Here is a 19210-nt window from a genome sequence, read left to right on the forward strand (position 1 = left end):
AGATCACTCTAGCAACAAAATTAAATGAAATCATACTTAAGATAATATGGTAAATGTGAGAAACTATTTTTTATATAGCTCGTCTGTCCATGGCCTAACTTCTAAACAAGGAGTTAGGCCTTTTTTGTTTTTTACATTTTTAGGTTTATATTGACAATGAAACGGAAAAAGATAGTTACCACGAAATTTTCCTTTCTTGATAATAAATAAAATATAATATCTACAAAAAATCGATTGCTATTTGAAAAGGGGGAACAATATTGAAAAAAATCGATCGTTACTACCAGGAAGAACTCCTCCTACTTAGTAGTACTTTAAGTAAGCTGCTCAAAAGAAGATTTGGAAAAGGCCCTGAGGCTTGCTCTCTGACTTTTCACTCAAATAAAATAATTGTACATATTCGTAACTTTATTACTCCAGCTGAAGATGTGTTAGTTCATAATGATCAATTAAGATTAGCACATTTATTTCGTACTTCTGTCATGGAGACTGTATTTAGAGAGTTTGCAGATGAAGCAACAAATGTTTTGGGTGTGACATTTAATTCGTATTTTGATGATTGGAACTATGAAGAAAACAGTGGAATGTTGTTGCTGGAAAATATGAGCTCACTATCGTGGGAAGAGACACAACTCAATCCAATTCTAAGAGATAAGCTTTTTGATAAAATGGTCCAAATCTGTTCAGAGATTCACAAGGCTCCAAACAAATTAGAAATTGTAAGTATTAATCCAAATATGTATATGATTGAAAGTCAGGGGATACTATTACAGGTTGAGAAAATACTCTTTAGTAAAGGCCACTTAAATATCATACAAGATCGATCATTTGAGATTAAAGATTGTTATTTGGAGCATAAGGATAGTTTACAGCGTGTTTTTGAAACAAAAATAAATCAAATGTATTTAATGTGGGATTATGAAAAAGACAGAAGTCTCTTGTTTATTCATTTGTAATTACCTGATCTTTTTAATTTCGTTTTCTATAAAATAGTTGGTAAAAAAGATAACCTGACAAAACCTCATTTACAATAATTCTATTTTTTACTATTATTAATATATAGTCATATAGAAATGACCGATATTTCATTAACGTGTAAAATGAGCAATGTACATGCAATCTTTTAAACTATCATTATGCCAAAATAGCAAGAAATTAGCTTATCTATCTTGCTGTTTTGGTTTTTTATATAGAACGAATCAAAATGAATAAAGGGTGTTCAAATGAAAAGATCTGAGGAAAGTTGTATGAATCTAACATATGAGTACTCATATTCATTAAAGATACTTAATAATCTAGGGTCACAGACAATTGAGGAAATTAATGTGATAATTAATAGTATCAATAAAACCATGAGTTTAAAGGAAGAAAAGAATGTACCTACTAACATACACTTGAAAACTTCTTTTCTGGATCTTTTAAATTTAAAAAATCAAAGTATGAAGCTAATATGTAGTGAAGATGTTGATCGGGAATTAATAATTAATATTGTTTCAAGCATTGTGTTGATTATAAGTGAAATGACTAAATATATAGAGCATGTAAAAGTCACATTGAACAATTTAGACATAACAATGAACTCTAAGATTACAACTAGCTATGAATTAGAGTATTTAACTTACTTACTAGAAGAACTTATTAGATAGAAACAGAACGCTCAGTTATCAAGCATATTTTTTAAAAATATGCTTTTTTGTGTTTTTGAAGGGAAGGTTGAGTATACTATTACAAAATCATTAGAGCACTAATTCATGCCAAAATAACAGTAACATGCTAGAATAATCATATTTATTTTATGAAAAGGTGGATTTGCATGGACCAGGATAGATTAAATTCGATCAGCAGTCTAACTAGTAAGTTACTAAGGAAAAATTTTGGTAAGGGTCCCCAGTCATGTCAGGCTACTATTTGCAAGCAACACTTTGTTATCTATATACAGGGCTTTATTTCCCCAATGGAAGAAGTTTTGATTCAACAGGGGCAACAAGAACAGGTTGAGAAGGCACGAGCAGTGATTATTGAGCATGTGATAGAGGAGCTAAAGGGAATTATTAAAGTAACTATAGATCGTGAGGTAGAAGAGAGTTATCATGATTGGAACTTTCCTAATAACTCGGGATTAATCTTTTTTGTATTAAATGAAGAAATAATAGAGAATTGTAATGAAAATAGCATGCTTATACAAAAATTAGAAAAAGAAATAGCAAGAATAAGTGAATTAGTTCAAAAAGTCCCTGATATCATTCATGTTTACCCTTTATCACAAACAATATATTTAGTTGAGAGGAAGGGTATATTAATTCCAATTGAAAAAGCATTAATTGCGAAGGGATTTTCGAATGAGCTGAAAATAACAAAGGATGAATTAGAGAAAAGCTATTTCCATCGATATGGAAAATTTGATGAAATTTTTAACAATAGTATTAAAGATATTTTTATTGATTGGAACTTCAAAGAAGATAAATCATTAATGGCGTTTGTTTTTCATACATAAGGGTAAGGTTTAATAAACACTAAAAAAGGATAGATTAAACTAGTCGCCACACTAATCTAATCTATCCCTTTTTTGTAAGATTAATCTAAAATGACAATCTTAACTGTTTTACGGCCCCATTGTATAGCACGAGCACTTGATGGCATTAATACATCAATTTTGTGTCCGATAATGGCTCCACCCGTATCACCAGCAATTGCTTCACCATAGCCTTCAACCCAAACTCTCGATCCAAGTGGAATAACACCAGGATCAACAGCAATAAGCTTCATATGTGGATTCTTTTTAATATTATAACCTAAATAGGTAACATCATTTTTTGTATCTTGATGACTATAAGCTGTTGCAGTTACATACATTTCTTTGCCTGCAGTTTTGCTTGAAGCTGGTTTATCTTTACTCGATTTAGAAGGTGGTGCGACTGTATGTTGAACAGCTGTTTCTGCTTCTTTCTTAGCTTTTGCTAGTTCAACTGATCTTGCTTTGGCTGCAGCTTCTTCCTTCTTAATTTCAGCTTGAATCGAGCTTATTTGTGTTTGGATCTTCGTTTTATCTTGTTTAGCATCTGTTAATTCAGCTGCAATTTTCGTGTACTTATCCTGCATCGTAATAAGTGCTTGATTTCTTTGAGTACGGTTTTCCTCAAGCGTAGCTCTTTTACCTTCAAGATCAGCTTGTTGACTAGCTAGTAGCTGTTCTTGCTTATCTATTTCTTTCTTATCTTCTTCGATTTGTTTTATATCTCCTTCTTGCTCATCAAGAATCTTTTTGTCTGCATTTAGTAGAGTGCTAACAGCACCAATTCGTTCAAAGAAGTTACCAATACTTTCTGAATTTATTAAAGTATCAATAACAATTGTTGTATGATCACTATGCTGAAGAGCAACTAAACGCTTTTCCATTATTCCTTCACGAGCATAAACCTTGTCCTGTAATAGAACAATTTCTTCTTTTTTCTGTTCAATAATCTGTTTAATTTCTGTCATTTTTGTTTCAACATGTGCTAGAGATTCTAGGTTTTTTGTAATTTCAGCATCCATTACTTGTATGTTTTTTTGTAAGCTTTCAACTTCTGAAGAAATAGCCTGCTGTTCTTTTTCCTTTTGAAGAATGGTTTGTTGTTTTTGCTCTAGCTGTTCATTGGCACTGTTTAAAGTGTTTTTAGTAGATTCGGCATTTGCCACATGTGAAATAGATAAAGATAATAGAAGTACACTAAGTGTTGTGGCAAAGGTTCTCTTAAAAGCTCGCATAAAGCAACCCCTTTCTATACTTAAATAGTTATAACATAGAAAAGGGGTACCGTAGGTTACAATTAGATTAAAATTCTCGGTAACTTTTTCCACTAGTGGAATTATCTATTATGTTGCCATTCTCTCAAAGTGTGATCAGTTGGTAACAAAAATGCTAGAAAACCTAGTAGTGGCAAAAATGCGACACTAATCATTGTAGGTGTTAAACCAACAACATCAATCATTCCTCCTAATGCGACTGATCCGATTGCTCCCATTCCAAATGCAAGTCCGACAGTTAATCCAGACATTGTGCCAATTTTACCTGGAACAAGCTCTTGCGCATAAACAACCGTAACAGAAAAGCTAGACATGAGAATAACTCCAATTAAAGCTAATAAAACTATAGAAACAATAGGACCTGTAAAAGGCAGTAATAATGTGAGTGGGGCAGTGGCTAGTAAAGAAGTGATAATCACATTACGTTTTCCAAAACGATCTGCTAAAGGACCACCAATAAATGTACCAACTGCACCCATTACGAGAAAGACGAAAATATACATTTGTGATTCTGCGATTGTTAAATGAAACTTCTCAATTGCGAAGAATGTGTAAAAGTTAGCAATAGCACTACCGTACCAAGTTCGAGCGAAAATTAGGAATATGATGACAAGAATGGCATTGCGAACTGCTTTAGAAATGGCAGGTTGTTTTGTATTTGTTGTTTTTGACACTTTATTAATTGGTGTTGCTGCTTGAATTTTTCTAGAATACCACCCAGCAATATAAAAAAGAAACACAACTGCAACACCAGCTACAGCTGTAAACCAAATAGCACCAAATTGACCTAGAGGAACAAGAATTAATGCAGTAATTACAGGTGCAAGTGCCTGACCGCTATTTCCGCCAACCTGGTAGATTGATTGATTGTGCAAGACCACGACGATTACCAGCAGCTAAATAGGCAACACGTGAGCCCTCTGGATGAAAAATCGCTGAACCTAACCCAATAAAGATAACAGAAAGTAGGATTGTGATAAATGATGGTGCAAAGGCTAACCCAAGCACACCAATCATAGAGCTTGTTAACCCAATCGGTAATGCATATGGAATAGGGCGTTTATCTGTATATAAACCCACAACCGGCTGCATAACAGATGAAACCATATTAAGTGAAAATCCAATCAGACCAAGCTGTGTAAAAGTTAACCCCATTGATTTTTCTAAAATTGGAAACATCGCCGGAATAACCGACTGAATACTGTCATTTAAAAGATGGCAAAAACCAATGATGAATAAAATATTATAAGCGGTTTTTGTTTGTTGTTCTGAAGGTATCGATTGTTTTGAAACAGAAGCAGTTGACATTATTTATTCTCCCTTTGTTGGAATTGAATTTAAAAGGTAAAGAGTTCAATATTCATATTATTGTCAGTCACTGGAGAAAATTCAAGTTAAATATCAATTGAATTTATGGTAAGCGATCAGGTCAAATTGGAAGAATATCTTAATAACTATAGGTAAATCTAAAGATAGAAAGGAGTTGTAAAGGTGTCAACGAAAAATCAATGGTTACTTAATATAGGTATGGTAGTTGTGTCATTTTTGACATTACCCGCATTAGGATTACGAAATTTAAAGAGATTTCTTCCAGCATCAATCCTTATTTTGCTGATAGAAATGGTTCATCAACGCTATGGAAAAAAACAAAGATGGTGGGTTTTTTATAATAAACCTAAATCATCTTTATTTGGGGAATTCCCTTTTCAACTTGGTCCATTTCTAATGGTAGCATTGTGGACACTTAAACTGGCTTACGGAAATTTTAATCGGTTTATTCTACTCAATTCATTAGCACATGCTTTTATTGCATTTCCATTCTCATTTTTTGCAGAGAAAATAAAGTATTATTCCTTAGTTCGTATTAACAATCTTCAATTTTTCGGTTATTTTTTATCTAAGGCACCTTTATTATATATGTTTCATACCCTTTTTTTGAAAATAAGAAAGAATTAATATGCGGTTCAATATCCTGACTTGCTCAGCAATATTTGAACCACTTAACTCATGATAACATCAGCCACAGTAACTAAATAAAGCACCGTCTTGATTGGATCCAGAAGCATAATAGGATGTTTGCTGTAACGTAAATCAATAACAAAGTTTAACAGAGTCTAAATGAAATAAAAATTAGTCCCCTGCTATAACAGGAGACTAGTTTTTATAATGCTATCATTGATGATCATACTTTATTCAAAAACACTGTTCACAAACGAGCTTTTACTAAAGTTGAACTACTATTAAGAAGCTTGCTGCTCAACTTTAACTCGTTTAATAAATAAACCGATAATAAATCCAACGATTGCCACTACAATTGCAAAAACAAATGCGTCCTGCACACCAGATGTAAAAGCAAGCAATTGATTTGCTGGGTTTGCTAAATCAGTGACATTTTGTAGATATTTTTCAGTTCCAGACGATAAGATAGAGATAGCTACAGCTGTACCAATAGCTCCTGCTACTTGCTGTAAAGTGTTCATAATTGCTGTACCATCTGGATATAGTTCAGGTGGTAGTTGATTCAAGCCATTTGTTTGAGCAGGCATCATAATCATTGAAACACCAATCATGATGACAATGTGCATAGCCACAATAAATGCAGAGGTTGTTTCTAAATCAATTGTAGAAAAACCAAATAAAGCGGCTGTCACAAGCACAAGACCTGGAATAACTAACCATTTAGGTCCGAAACGGTCGAATAAGCTTCCCATAACAGGAGAAAGAAGACCGTTTATGATACCACCAGGAAGAAGCAGTAAACCTGCTGCAAATGTACTTAAAGCTAAAGATGATTGTAAATATAATGGTAGAAGAATCATTGAAGATAAAATGATCATCATACTAACAAGAACTAATAATAACCCGACAACAAACATTGGGTATTTAAAGGCACGAAGATTTAGCATTGGTTGTTTCATTTTTGTTTGACGAATGCTAAAAAGAACTAATGAAAGAAGACCAACAGCTATGGAAATGATTACGATTGGTTCTCCCCAGCCGCCACCTTCACCAGCACTACTAAATCCATATACCACACCACCAAAACCAATTGTTGATAGAGCGATCGATACAATGTCGATCTTAGGCTTCGTCGGTGTAGAAACATTTTGCATGAAAACTGATCCGAAGATTAGTGCAATTACCAAGAATGGTAGTGAGATCCAGAAGATCCAATGCCATGAAAGTGACTGTAGAATAAGACCTGATAATGTTGGTCCAACAGCAGGAGCAAACATGATAACAAGACCTAACAACCCCATAATTTTCCCACGTTTGTAAGGTGGGACGATAAGTAAAATCGTGTTAAACATCAGTGGCAGCATTAGAGCCGTACCCATTGCTTGAACAACACGTGCAATCATTAAAAATTCAAAAGTAGGAGCAAGTGCAGCGATTAACGTACCAATAATCGAAAGTGCAATTGAAACAATAAATAATTGTCTTGTTGTAAACCACTGTAAAATAAGTCCAGAAACCGGCACGAGAATACCTAAAGTTAATAGGTAACCTGTTGTTAGCCATTGAGCAGTTGTTTCGTGAATACCAAAGTCCTTGATTAAACTACCTAGTGCCATATTTAAGGCTGTTTCACTAAACAAACCAATAAAACCGGCAATTAGGAAAGAAACAAGGATAGGTACTACTCTAAATTCGCTCATTTCCTGTTGAGTTGTATTACTACTACTTTGACTATCTATATTCATTCTATATTTCCTCCCAAATTTTTTCCTCTAAGTAATGTTGGTATTTGTTGTGCAATAACACGTAATGTATCTCCACTTTTACGAGTTAAAGAAATCGTTGTTGCGCCTTCTAGCAAAGAGTTGATTGTGATGGCCAGCTCTTGAGCTAAAGAAGTCTCATAACCATGCTTTACCAATGTATCGGCATAAAGCATTTGTCCTTCCATAAAGGCTGTTTCACATGTAAGTCGGAGAGTTTCATGTGTAGAAGCAGTCTCAGAGGCAAGTAGCCCAATCTTTAACCATTCTGTACAATCCTCCGTATCATAAAAATCAGCAATGTTGTTAATATGCTGTTGAAAGGCATCAATGGCATCATCGGCAGCCATTAAATCTAGTTTTGTATGCTCGAGGATCTTCTCTTTTACAAGCTTGATTGCTTCTATAGCAATCTCTTCTTTACCATTTGGAAAATGATAATACAAAGATCCTTTAGGTGTACCACTCTCCTCAATAATCTGGTTGATTCCTGTACCGTTATAGCCTTGACGCTGAAATAAGCGACTTGCCGTTTCTAATATCATATCTCTTGTATTTACTTTGTTTTTCACGTCTAAACGCCCTTTACAATTGTATTATAGAGATCGGTCTATATAAATATAAGTATAGAGAATGATAAAGTCAATTAATATGAAGCAACAAAGTTTACGATAATAGCTTAAACTTAAAACAGCATGAAAAAAGATCACTATGTGAAGTGATCTTATTAACATGAAAAGATTTGCTATAACGTTATAACAACTTTAGTATCTTATGAAGAAGATACTTTTAGTATTTCAATTATTAAGAAGAATTTAAAGTAATTTAATGTTTTTTACAATTTCATGAAAATCACTGACTATTCAACTGGCTTATCAATTTATCTAGTCGTTTTAAATGAAACGAATAATCAATAATTGAGGAAGCGACAATTAGTAAGCGAACATTTTGATCTGTATTTTGCAGATATAATTTTAGTTTAAGCTCATAGCTTTCTTTAAAATCCTCTTGATCAAAGCCTGAATGATTTTCTTTGATTTTTCCCTGATACTTTAACAGTAAAAATTCATGATACTTAATTAAGTGTTCAAGCTGATCATCAAAAAATTCTGCTTCTTCTTCGATTTTATTACTTTGAAAAAAGTGGTCCTCAATATTCTCTAATAACTGCGCTCCTTCTTGCAACGTTTTAAATAACTGCCTAAAAACAAGAATTTCCCTTGCATGTAATTGATTAGCTTTTCTTCCAAGCTTTGCTCTTTCTTCATCAAACAATAGAAATTGATCTTCTAATTTTTTGATGTCTTTTTTAAATGTTTTGCTATGCTCCTGATAAGTTGCTTCTGTTAATTCATTGGAAATCGCCGTTCTAATAAGTAGTGACATATTTTGAAACGTTTTTTCCACAGACTGGATAAATGACTTTTTATATTTTGGTGGAAGAATGAGTAGATTGACTAAAATTGCCGTAAATGTCCCTATTAAAATGACGTAAAATCTTTCTAAGGCAAAGTAAAGATCCTCACTTCCTGCAGCACTCATAACTGCCAGGACAGTTACAAGAGTTAAAGGAATGGTACTTTGCATATTTAATTTTAGACTTATCGATATAACAATGATAATCACGAAACCAGTGATTACTGGATTTTCACCAAAGAAGTAGATGAAAAATAGTGAAATGGTCGCGCCAATTGTATTGGCGATAATTTGGTCGACCATTTGTTTCCATGTACGATAAATTGATGGCTGTATGGCTAAAATTGCTGCAACACCTGCAAAAACAGCTAGTTCAAAATTAAATAAAGAGCATATGTATATTGATAAGGATACAGCTAATCCTGTTTTTAAAATCCGTGGACCGAAAGTAATGGTGAACCCTCCAAACTAAAATCATAAAGATCGTATATAGTACTTCTAATTTTACCTTACTTTATTATGTTCATAAAGTTCTTAGTGTTCAAATAATAGATGGTGGATAAATATAGGTTACTTCCATACAGAATACATATTTACGACACATGTTTATAATTGGATATTTAAATAAGAAAGAATATATTGATTATTTAGAAATTTCGAAGTAACCTATTACTATCATTCTTGAATAATGTTTAGTGAAGGGAGATTAGAATGATGAAATTACGTAGCGATATGATTAAAAAAGGCTTTGACCGTGCACCTCATCGTAGCTTACTTCGAGCTGCAGGTGTAAAAGAAGAGGATTTTGGTAAACCGTTTATTGCGGTTTGTAATTCATATATTGATATTGTACCTGGTCACGTACATTTACAAGAGTTTGGGAAAATCGTAAAAGATGCTATTCGTGAAGCTGGTGGAGTTCCGTTTGAGTTTAATACAATCGGTGTAGACGACGGTATTGCAATGGGACATATCGGAATGCGTTATTCATTACCAAGTCGTGAAATCATTGCGGATTCAGTTGAAACGGTTGTATCTGCACACTGGTTTGATGGAATGGTATGTATCCCTAACTGTGACAAAATCACTCCAGGTATGATGATGGCAGCATTACGTATTAACATTCCAACATTATTTGTAAGTGGAGGCCCAATGAAGGCCGGTGTAACAAGTGATGGAAAGAAAATCTCGCTTTCTTCTGTTTTTGAAGGAGTAGGTGCTTACCAATCTGGTAAACTTGATGAAAAAGGTTTAACAGAGCTTGAGCAATTTGGTTGTCCAACTTGTGGATCATGTTCAGGTATGTTTACAGCAAACTCAATGAACTGTTTAGCAGAAGCACTTGGGTTAGCAATGCCTGGTAACGGAACAATTTTGGCTGTAGATCCAAAACGTAAGGAATTCGTTAGAGATTCTGCAAAACAATTAATGAATTTAATCAAAGATGACATCAAGCCAAGAGATATCGTTACAGAAAAAGCAATTGATAATGCATTCGCTCTTGATATGGCTCTAGGTGGTTCAACAAATACAGTTCTCCACACATTAGCTTTAGCACATGAAGCTGAAATTGAATACCCAATTCAGCGTATAAATGAAGTAGCAGCTCGTGTGCCTCATTTATCAAAGCTTGCACCAGCATCAGATCATCATATTGAAGATTTACATGAAGCAGGTGGGGTATCAGCAGCTTTGTATGAGCTATCTAAAAAAGAAGGTGCTCTTCATCTTGATACATTAACAGTTACAGGCAAAACATTAGGTGAAAACATTGCCGGCTGTGAAATACAAGATTATGAAGTCATTCGACCTATTGATAATCCTCATACAGAAAAAGGTGGACTAGCTGTTTTATTCGGTAATCTTGCTCCTGATGGTGCAATTATTAAAACAGGTGGAGTTCAAAACGGAATTACGAGCCATGAAGGTCCAGCAATTGTGTTTGAATCACAAGAAGAAGCTATGAGCGGTATTGCAAACGGAAAGGTAAAAGAAGGACATGTTGTGATCATCCGCTATGAAGGACCAAAAGGTGGTCCAGGTATGCCGGAAATGCTTTCACCAACCTCGATGATTGTTGGTATGGGATTAGGACCAAAGGTAGCACTAGTAACAGACGGCCGTTTTTCAGGTGCATCTCGTGGCTTATCAATTGGACATGCTTCACCTGAAGCTGCTGAAGGAGGACCACTTGCATTCGTTGAAAATGGAGATCATGTTGTTATCGACATTGAAAATCGTACAATGGATGTACAAGTAGCCCAGGAAGAATGGGAAAAACGTAAAGCAAACTGGAAAGGCTTTGAGCCAAAAGTGAAAAAAGGCTATTTAGCTCGCTATTCTAAGCTTGTTACATCAGCAAGTACAGGTGGAGTAATGAAGATCTAAGGTTTATTTTATATAGAAAAAACAATCCATACTAAATGGATAGTTTCAGAGGCTAACTCGAATAAGTCGTTAATTCACGATGGTTTGAGTTAGTCTTTTTTTAGACTAAGTTAAAGGGAAAGGTGATTTATAGTAACGTGGTTTGGTGACTATCCTAAAAAATCAAATTGAAAAATGGATATTTATATTAAAATAAAACGAGTATGTGAAGGTTTGTACTTAAACTAACGGGCTAGGTTAGTTTAACAAGTTGTCGAATTGAAAGCGGGGATAAAATGGATGAAACACAATGGGATATACAAGAAGTTAAGTATTTAAAAAAGATGCAATTAGTCCAAGGCAATCTTGTAATGCTGTTGTTATTCGTGCCTTTTGGTTATCTTGCTGAGAACGGAAAGCCATTACTCCTCTTTGGAGCATTTTGTGTACTTTCTTGGATAATAGTAGCTATCACGTTGTACACCCTAAAGACAGGAAGACCTATCGGTACAAAGACGAGTAGACGTGTGCGGGCATTTGACAGAAATCGTTTGGGAGAGAAAAGGTGGAAGCGAAGAAAAATAACTGAGATTGTCTTCATCAGTGTTATAAGCGTTTTTCTTACAGGTTTCATTTTTGTTATGGATTTTGACACTGTAAGATTGCACTTTCCTATCGATGCTTTTCCATTTATCGGTGCTTGGATAGGCTATAACATCGGAGAGATTATCAGAATGAACAATTTGTAAGGGTACCCGAAAAATAAGTAGAAACTCTTCTTCAAGTAACAGGTGCAATAGTGTAATAAGGAGTTGTCAAGGCGGCAGCTCCTTTTATTAATGGTTTGAATAAATTACTCAATCTTTAATACGTAGTAGACAGATACTGTGCAACAAACACTTCAATATTTATGTGGAATAATAACAGCTATTCGTTATCTTCTGGTATGATTTTAGTAGGAATATTTTTGAAATTGTGATGTTATTAACTTAATCTAACGGTTCAAATAAGCATAAATGACAAAATACAATTAATTTAAATTTAAGGAGAGGAAAAATGTATATATCAAGTGGGGAATTGGCAAAGCGTTTCAAGGTGTCTATTAGGACAATTAGATATTACGATGAAATCGGCCTCGTCCGTCCATCGAAACTAGGCGAGGGAGGTAAACGTTTCTATTCTGCAGAGGACTGCTTAATTCTTGAAAAGGTTATTCTACTTAAATCGCTTGATCTTCCACTCGATGAAATAAAAAGGATTATAAAAGACCAATCGACAGAGACCATTCTATTAGCTCATAAATCATATTTGGAAGAGCAATTATTTAACATAAAAACATCAATTGCACATACAACTTCTTTGCTTCACATTCTTAATTTAGAAGGTACGATTCATTGGGAAGACCTTATCTCACTAATAGTCCAACCAGAAAAGAATAAATCTTGGAGCTCGTTTTTCTCTATTGAAGAGCAAGAAAAATTACATCAGAGCTTGCCAAAATTAGAAAAGGATAACTTATCCACAAAAAAATGGATTAATCTGGTTAAACGCATTGAATTATGCATACAGGAAGATACATCACCAGGGTCTGAACAGGCTAAGCTTATTATAGAAGACATAGAGATTCTATCAGAGGAAACGTTTCAGGGGGATCAAAACCTAATGACAAAGTTTTGGGAGGTACGTCGATCTCAAGAATCTTCAAATGAACTAAATCTATATCCAATAAAGCAGGAAATCATAGATTTTATCGAAGAGGCTTATGCCATCATCCAAGGACAGTAAGGATGACGGCAATCCCATTAAATATTCCATGTATTATAATTGCCGGAACAATAGAACCTGATTTTTCGTATGTCCATGCAAATATAAGACCGGAAACAAAATTTATTGGTAAAGTATTGAAAGTTGGAATGTGAACTATCATAAAAATAAATGAACTACTTAACATACTAATAGTTATTCCGAATTTGCTGCGTAAGAACCGATAAAGGAAGCCACGGTAAAATATCTCTTCATATAACGGCGAAATAATTGCTGCTGATACAAATCCAATCAAAAAGTTAAGAAAGGTCATTCTTGACTGTAGGCTATCAGTCTTACTATTATCCGGCCCAACACTTAAAAGTATCTCTATGACAACAACCATTGCGATGCTTATTACAATTAATATAGATGTCCATCCAATAATTGCTTTCCAATAATTTGTAGGAAATCTTTTTAGACCGACTTCCTTCCAGCTAAGATTATTTGGCCTTATTGCAATAAAATACAGCCCTAACATAAAGATAATTGACATTATAAGTCCTATCAATGTGCCTGAATAAAGATCATTTTGTAATATAGCTAACAAATATTCCTTTAACAGATATTCTACAAAGATTGGAACTATCACTAAGACCAATATAAGTAGTTTAACTAATACTTTCCATGTCCACGGTGATTTAAGATAGAACATTTCACAATTATTCATTCAAATTCCCCCCCTTAATTTATAGAGTAAAAGGTGACGTTACGTAACCTGCAAGCATTTTTTACTAAAATCTTATGAAATTCTATATTTAAGCATTATTATTGAATCCTTTTCATGCAAATGTTTACTATAAAATAAACGATTCACTTCTCAACTTTGTAAAGAATTACACTTAAACAAACTGCGAGTGATCAATAAGAACAGTCGCTTTTTCACTAAAGGAGAAGGATTGTTGAACAAAAAAACCTTACAAGGTTAGATGATAAAAACTTATTGGTTAAAAAGGGGAGAGGTTAATAAATGACTTAAAGAATTGAACTTATGTCAAACAAGGGTAGTCGCTTTTCTTTGTTGTAGTAACGGAGCAGTTTAGCTAAACAAAAAAATGAAAAATTGTATTATTATACAGAATTTAATCAACTATTTTTAGGGGGGATTTTATGATTAAATCTATAAAAGGACAATTAACTTTGTTTATATTAGTCACTTTTAGTTTTATTCACCATAACCTTTCTAATATTGAGTTTACTGGTGACGAGAGGTTTCTGTCCATTAGGGTATCCTTTATGTCAAACTAAAGATGTAGATGCATTCAAGAATGCTCTTGTGAAATATTATGAGAGTTTAAGAGAAATTTTACCCATAATGATGGAAATTGCAAAATTAGAAATGAAATTAACAGCAGACCATTTGCCTTTTGGGTATTTCTGTTTTGTAGTTCATTGCGAATAAATTAATCGTTGTTTAGCTAACCGGTGCGAGTGTTCAATAAGAACAGTCGCTTTTTCGCTATCGGAGCAGTTTAGTGAAATAACAAAAATTTGGTTCAACAGCTAAAGAAGGAGATCATCAGGGACTTGGTACGTATATTATTAAAAATCTAGTGGATATCCATCGGGGACGGCTAAGTTATCAATATAGTAATAATGAGCTTGTTATAAAAATTAAGCTCCCAATAATAAAAGTCACTGCTGAACTACATACAGAAACAACAGGCTAATGAAGGAATTGATTTTCTTTTCTTAGTATCCTGTTGTTTTTTCTATTTTCAAAAGCTTATCTACAACATATTTAATAAAAATAGTTAACAGAATATATATGGGGAAGGAATAAAAATGGGACCAGTGAAGCGACATATATATATTTAGATAAGAAGCAAAAGGTTCTAGGATAAAAGAAAAGATAGCTGATAAACAAATGGATGCTATGATGTACATCTTCCATGATTGGAAAAATTGATAAAGAATCATGAAGTATATTGAAATCATCAAATCTATTGTTACGATTCTTGGTCCCCAGGGTAAAACCATTTTAGGGTATTCCCAAAGTAGTAGCTCTCCACCTAGTGTGTCTAAAATTGACACAATGCTAAATGCTACAAATCCAAATAGAAGAATGCTTACCACTCTTGTTTTATCAAGAATGAATAGCCAGAAGATAACAAGAATGATAAATGAGACAAGGAGAAACCACCATTGAGGTGTGAACACAACCTCGTTTCTCCAATATTCCAAACGTAGTGTTAAAACTTCTTCTTGCTTTCTTAAGATTTCAGTTATGTTAACGCTCATACTATACCTCGTGAATGTTTTAGGATTTTTCTTTTAGTATACGACTATTATAAAATTTTTATTAGCAAGGGGTGGAAAAATAGGACGATATAAAAAAGACGGGTATTAACTACCCGCCCTTTAAATATTAGTCTTTGTTAAAGAATGCAGACCTCCATAAAAATCTTTGGCTTAAAAATAAGAAATCAACCAACCACCAATTGCACCTGTTAAAACAATAATCCATGGTGGAAGCTTCCAGAATACTAGCATACTAAATAAAATAGCTGCAAAGGCAAAGTCTATAGCATCTAAAATAGAGCTAGTCCATATAGGCTGATAAAATGCAGCGATTAAGATTCCAACAACAGCAGCATTCACACCCATAAGAGCTCCTTTAACCTTTGAGTTGCTTCTAAGTTGATGCCAAAAAGGTAATGTTCCTAAAATAAGTAAAAATGCTGGTAGGAAAATTGCCACAGTTGCAAGTAAGCCACCTTGCCAGCCGTTAATGACAGCTCCTATATAAGCAGCAAATGTGAACAAAGGACCTGGAACTGCTTGAGCCGCACCATAGCCTGTTAGAAATTGCTCTTCTGTTAAAAATCCTGTTGGAACAAATTCACGTTCAAGTAAAGGTAATACAACATGACCTCCACCAAATACAAGTGAGCCAGATCGATAAAAGCTATCGAAAAGGGCAATCCAACTAGCTTGAGTTGCAGCATTTAAAACTGGTAATAAAATAAGTAAGCCAAAAAATAATGTTAAACAAATAACTGCAAATCGACGTGAGATTGGAAAGGATAATGAAGAAGGTTTATCGTCTGCTTGTTGTTTAAACATTAGAAAACCTAAGAATCCTGCAAGCAGAATGACTGCTATTTGAGTATAAGCTGTTTGCCAAAGTAAAGTACCAACTAGAGCTAACAGTGCAATTGCTTTTCGTTTTAAATCGGGTGTTAATTTTTGAGCCATTCCTAAAATAGCGTGAGCTACTACTGCAACAGCAACAATTTTCAGTCCATGAAGCCAACCAGCATCTGCAACATCAAGCCCTTGTAAAATAATAGCAAATACTATAAGCGCTATTACAGATGGAAGGGTAAAGCCAATAAAAGATGTGATACCACCTAAAACACCAGCTCTCATCACACCTATTCCTATCCCCACCTGACTACTAGCTGGACCAGGAAGGAACTGACATAAGGCAACCAAATCAGCATAGCTTTTTTCATCCATCCATTTTCTTCTTCTAACATATTCATCATGGAAATAACCTAAATGAGCAACAGGTCCACCAAATGAAGTGAAGCCTAGCCTTGTTGATACAATGAGTATTTCTAGTAAAGTCTTGACCACTGAGTTGTTTTGGTTCATCTTCGGTCTCCTTTATTCATTGATTTCTTTAAATAGTTCATACGCCTTTTTTCTAGCTTCCCCTAAAATGGAGATTCCTTTTTCTGTTATGGAATAGTACTTTCTAATTTTCCCCTCAACATTTTTGTCTTCTCTCATTAAAAGACCATCTGCTTCCATAGTGTGGAGAATAGGGTATAGAGTACCAGCGCTTAAGTTATAGCCATGTTCCTTAAGTTCATCAAGCATCCATACTCCGAAAATTGGTTGTTCCTTTGCATGATGAAGAATATGAATGTGAATAAATCCAAGAAAAAGCTTTCGTAACACTTTATCTTCCAATATATTATCCCTCCTAAATTCCGCTATCGAAAAGCAATAACGAATATCGATATTATAGATACAAAATTATCACAGGATGCTTAGTAGAGGCAAGGTGCTTGAGTATTTTAGTAATTTTTTTGTTAAAGAGGAGAAGTCCATAAGCATTGTGTGACCGTGATTACATACATAACTGCGAGTAATCATGTATAACTTTAGAAAAATCAGGTGAACATAATTATATGAAATCAAATCAAAAGTTACTTTATAAAGCACGTACACAAGGAATAATAAAATTCATGTTAGGGGTTTATCTTTTTGTATTTTCTGTTGGAACTATTACTTTTTACTTAAGAGAAGAGTTAACACAGAGAAATTTTTCTTTTTTCACTAAAACAAGTTTAATCTATCTTGTTTTCTGCTTTATTTTGTATTGGGCGATTAAAAGTCAAAAATTAATACTGAATGAAGATCATTTGATTCTTACCATATTTGGATGGAACCGCTATAAAATATCAATTTTTGACATCGAGAAATGCGAATTTGGAAAATTAAATGGCGAAATAGTCATACATATCACATTAACCAAAAAAATAAAATGTGCTTTTCCTTATTATCCATTTCAAAAAGCATGGGAAGAAATAAGTTATACAATTAAAGAAAAAAACAAAAGCATTCAAATTCACTTATAAACAAAGTCTTAGAAGGGCTTTGTTTATTTGATTTGTGGAGGCTATTGGAACTTCAGAATCATATTTTTTAATATGTGAGTATACCTTCCCTCAACTCTTTACTATATTAACTTCCAGTATTTAGGTGTTGAAGTCTAGCTACGAAAATTTCTTAAGTAATGGTAATGTACAAATAACCATGCCCGATTGTTCAAACTACTATTGCTTTCTTTACATTTCTTATAGTTGTTGCAGGATGCCTTTTCTAGAAAAGTAGCATTTTTATAGCTACCTTATTAATATTTGTATCTATTAAGCTTGTATTTTTAATTTCTAGATAACAAGCATTGACTTCTTGACAATTGAAACAGAAATATCGGGCAAATTAATCTTATTTTTTCACTTCCGCATTTATGAGGGATATAAGTGAGAGAATGAGTGAGTAAAAAGGTCGTCATCACCAATATGAAGCCCTTAAGCGAGAATTTGTGCAGTATAAAGGTCATAATATAAACTCATTAACATAATTAGAACGAAAATTACACTTTACCCAAAAACTTCATTCCTTTGTCCCGCTATTATAAGAAATTCATCTCACTAGATAAGTAATTAAAACATCTGTATAGTAAAATTTAGGAATTATTAAAATGGAGCTGATACATTATGTATACATATAAGGAATACAAAGAAGGTAATTTAACGGTTGTTGAATTGAGTAACCATAATAGCTGGATAAAGGTAGTACCAGAGCGTGGTGGTATTATTACTAGTCTTGGTTTTGCAGGAGAAGAACTTTTATTTTTAAATGAAGAAACACTTCATCATAATGGGAAAAATATTCGTGGTGGCATTCCTATTTTGTTCCCGATCTCGGGTCAGCTTACTAATGGGGAATATGAATGGGCAGGGCAAATATATCAAATGAAAAATCATGGTTTTGCCAGAGACCTGCCATGGGCGGTTGTGACAACAGATGTAGCGGAGAATGAGGCTTCGATAACATTAAAGCTAGAAAGTAATGAAGGTACATTTAGCAGCTATCCTTTTGAATTTGCTGTTCTATTTACATATAAATTACGCTCTAATGAATTAATTATTGAACAATCATATGAAAATCATTCCACATCAGATATGCCGATATATCCTGGCTTTCATCCGTATTTTAAGACAAAATCCAAACAGCTGAAAATTACTGCAGATAGTGATGAATATCTTGATTATAATGATTTATTGGTCAAGCAATATGAAAATGTTATTAATGTTGACCAAAAAGAAGCATATGTATTGAAGAGTACAACTGGTCATGTCGACTTTTTACTTGAAGAGTTAAATAAAGAAGTGAAGCTTCAGTATGATGATGAGTTTTCATATATTGTTTTATGGTCTGAGGAGGGTCAAGAATTTGTTTGTGTTGAGCCTTGGATGGCGAAAACAGATGAATTGAATCGTAAAGAGGAATTAAGAATGATAAAATCTGGAAAATCACTAAATACAAAGGTTAGCATTTCAATTTAATAGTTTATTGTTGTTTTTTGCTAGGGGGAC

General features: G+C 33.7%; 18 protein-coding genes and 1 pseudogene. 10 read left to right on the plus strand and 9 right to left on the minus strand.

Annotation, left to right across the window (positions count from 1 at the left end):
* The first annotated feature begins 260 nt into the window (after nucleotides 1-260).
* The 3 genes from JOC75_RS14405 to JOC75_RS14415 all read left to right on the plus strand — a co-directional run bounded on the left by JOC75_RS14405 (nucleotide 261) and on the right by JOC75_RS14415 (nucleotide 2494).
* Nucleotides 261-956 (plus strand): Na-translocating system protein MpsC family protein, encoded by a 696-nt coding sequence (locus JOC75_RS14405; RefSeq protein WP_204954740.1) that lies wholly within the window; start codon nucleotides 261-263, stop codon nucleotides 954-956.
* A 291-nt stretch (nucleotides 957-1247) separates the two neighbouring features.
* Nucleotides 1248-1646, plus strand: a complete 399-nt coding sequence (locus tag JOC75_RS14410) for a hypothetical protein (RefSeq protein ID WP_204954741.1) — start codon at nucleotides 1248-1250, stop codon at nucleotides 1644-1646.
* 167 nt (nucleotides 1647-1813) lie between these two features.
* Entirely contained in the window at nucleotides 1814-2494 is a 681-nt protein-coding gene (locus tag JOC75_RS14415; RefSeq protein ID WP_204954742.1) for a Na-translocating system protein MpsC family protein, read from the plus strand.
* 80 nt (nucleotides 2495-2574) lie between these two features.
* Here the strand turns inward: JOC75_RS14415 and JOC75_RS14420 are convergent, their stop codons facing one another.
* On the minus strand, nucleotides 2575-3747 hold the full coding sequence (locus JOC75_RS14420) for a 3D domain-containing protein (protein WP_204954743.1): 1173 nt from the start codon (nucleotides 3745-3747) through the stop codon (nucleotides 2575-2577).
* A gap of 101 nt (nucleotides 3748-3848) precedes the next feature.
* Nucleotides 3849-5094, minus strand: a pseudogene (locus JOC75_RS14425) (MFS transporter).
* Nucleotides 5095-5277: 183 nt separating this feature from the next.
* Here JOC75_RS14425 and JOC75_RS14430 point away from each other — a divergent pair.
* Nucleotides 5278-5742 (plus strand): hypothetical protein, encoded by a 465-nt coding sequence (locus JOC75_RS14430; protein WP_204954744.1) that lies wholly within the window; start codon nucleotides 5278-5280, stop codon nucleotides 5740-5742.
* Between the two features lie 284 nt (nucleotides 5743-6026).
* Here JOC75_RS14430 and JOC75_RS14435 read toward each other — a convergent pair whose 3' ends face one another.
* The 3 genes from JOC75_RS14435 to JOC75_RS14445 form a co-directional block, all read right to left on the minus strand.
* Complete coding sequence (locus tag JOC75_RS14435) at nucleotides 6027-7490, minus strand: DHA2 family efflux MFS transporter permease subunit (protein WP_204954745.1); 1464 nt, start codon at nucleotides 7488-7490, stop codon at nucleotides 6027-6029.
* Entirely contained in the window at nucleotides 7487-8080 is a 594-nt protein-coding gene (locus tag JOC75_RS14440; protein ID WP_338036589.1) for a TetR/AcrR family transcriptional regulator, read from the minus strand. The genes JOC75_RS14435 and JOC75_RS14440 overlap by 4 nt, the downstream gene beginning before the upstream one ends.
* A gap of 280 nt (nucleotides 8081-8360) precedes the next feature.
* Complete coding sequence (locus JOC75_RS14445) at nucleotides 8361-9320, minus strand: FUSC family protein (RefSeq protein WP_338036593.1); 960 nt, start codon at nucleotides 9318-9320, stop codon at nucleotides 8361-8363.
* On the opposite strand from JOC75_RS14445, the gene JOC75_RS24000 reads away from it, so the two are divergent.
* The 4 genes from JOC75_RS24000 to JOC75_RS14460 all read left to right on the plus strand — a co-directional run bounded on the left by JOC75_RS24000 (nucleotide 9259) and on the right by JOC75_RS14460 (nucleotide 13076).
* On the plus strand, nucleotides 9259-9396 hold the full coding sequence (locus JOC75_RS24000) for a hypothetical protein (RefSeq protein ID WP_239589482.1): 138 nt from the start codon (nucleotides 9259-9261) through the stop codon (nucleotides 9394-9396). The two genes, JOC75_RS14445 and JOC75_RS24000, sit on opposite strands and share 62 nt — an antisense overlap.
* A 239-nt stretch (nucleotides 9397-9635) precedes the next feature.
* On the plus strand, nucleotides 9636-11312 hold the full coding sequence (gene ilvD, locus JOC75_RS14450) for a dihydroxy-acid dehydratase (protein ID WP_204954746.1): 1677 nt from the start codon (nucleotides 9636-9638) through the stop codon (nucleotides 11310-11312).
* Between the two features lie 275 nt (nucleotides 11313-11587).
* Nucleotides 11588-12040: a hypothetical protein gene (locus JOC75_RS14455; RefSeq protein WP_204954747.1), complete on the plus strand. Its 453-nt coding sequence runs from the start codon at nucleotides 11588-11590 to the stop codon at nucleotides 12038-12040.
* Nucleotides 12041-12347: 307 nt separating this feature from the next.
* On the plus strand, nucleotides 12348-13076 hold the full coding sequence (locus JOC75_RS14460; protein WP_204954748.1) for a MerR family transcriptional regulator: 729 nt from the start codon (nucleotides 12348-12350) through the stop codon (nucleotides 13074-13076).
* Here the strand turns inward: JOC75_RS14460 and JOC75_RS14465 are convergent.
* The 4 genes from JOC75_RS14465 to JOC75_RS14480 all read right to left on the minus strand — a co-directional run bounded on the left by JOC75_RS14465 (nucleotide 13060) and on the right by JOC75_RS14480 (nucleotide 17015).
* Complete coding sequence (locus tag JOC75_RS14465) at nucleotides 13060-13764, minus strand: CPBP family intramembrane glutamic endopeptidase (RefSeq protein WP_204954749.1); 705 nt, start codon at nucleotides 13762-13764, stop codon at nucleotides 13060-13062. The two genes, JOC75_RS14460 and JOC75_RS14465, sit on opposite strands and share 17 nt — an antisense overlap.
* A 1022-nt stretch (nucleotides 13765-14786) precedes the next feature.
* Nucleotides 14787-15335 carry a CBO0543 family protein gene (locus JOC75_RS14470; protein WP_204954750.1) on the minus strand — a complete coding sequence of 183 codons (549 nt, stop codon included), beginning with the start codon at nucleotides 15333-15335 and terminating at the stop codon, nucleotides 14787-14789.
* A 171-nt stretch (nucleotides 15336-15506) separates the two neighbouring features.
* Complete coding sequence (locus JOC75_RS14475) at nucleotides 15507-16694, minus strand: chromate transporter (protein WP_204954751.1); 1188 nt, start codon at nucleotides 16692-16694, stop codon at nucleotides 15507-15509.
* Nucleotides 16695-16706: 12 nt separating this feature from the next.
* Nucleotides 16707-17015 carry a PadR family transcriptional regulator gene (locus JOC75_RS14480; protein ID WP_146949947.1) on the minus strand — a complete coding sequence of 103 codons (309 nt, stop codon included), beginning with the start codon at nucleotides 17013-17015 and terminating at the stop codon, nucleotides 16707-16709.
* A 221-nt stretch (nucleotides 17016-17236) separates the two neighbouring features.
* Here JOC75_RS14480 and JOC75_RS14485 point away from each other — a divergent pair, with 221 nt between their 5' ends.
* Together JOC75_RS14485 and JOC75_RS14490 are read left to right on the plus strand one after the other, a co-directional pair.
* Complete coding sequence (locus tag JOC75_RS14485; protein ID WP_204954752.1) at nucleotides 17237-17686, plus strand: hypothetical protein; 450 nt, start codon at nucleotides 17237-17239, stop codon at nucleotides 17684-17686.
* Between the two features lie 642 nt (nucleotides 17687-18328).
* Nucleotides 18329-19180, plus strand: coding sequence for an aldose epimerase family protein (locus JOC75_RS14490; RefSeq protein WP_204954753.1), 852 nt, complete (start codon nucleotides 18329-18331; stop codon nucleotides 19178-19180).
* Nucleotides 19181-19210: the final 30 nt, after the last annotated feature.

The organism is Metabacillus crassostreae (genome assembly GCF_016908395.1).
Lineage (GTDB): Bacteria > Bacillota > Bacilli > Bacillales > Bacillaceae > Metabacillus > Metabacillus crassostreae.